We start from the raw sequence: 262 nt of genomic DNA on the forward strand, positions 1-262 counted from the left end.
CCTCGCTCGGGAAGAAGATAACCGTTCCTTCGGGGAACAGACCTGGATCGGCGAAGGCGAATCCCGGCGCATAATTCGCGTTGAGATTTCCCGGGACAGGCGTCACACCGAGCCGGTCTTCAAAACGGATGTCATAATAACTGCCACTCAGCGTCAGCGACTGGCGACCGCGCATCAGCTCATAGTCAAATCCGGCCGTATAGGTCGTTGACGTTTCAGGATCCAGATCGGGCGCCGTGCCGATCGTGATCATGTAGTTGAC

Annotated in this window: 1 protein-coding gene; it reads right to left on the reverse strand. The window is 56.9% G+C overall.

The genetic code is table 11. The annotated features are described in order from the left end of the window. The coding region (locus HOC_RS20845) for a TonB-dependent receptor domain-containing protein (protein ID WP_156950595.1) at positions 1-262 on the reverse strand (262 nt) is incomplete at both ends.

It is taken from the genome of Hyphomonas oceanitis SCH89, assembly GCF_000685295.1.
GTDB lineage: Bacteria > Pseudomonadota > Alphaproteobacteria > Caulobacterales > Hyphomonadaceae > Hyphomonas > Hyphomonas oceanitis.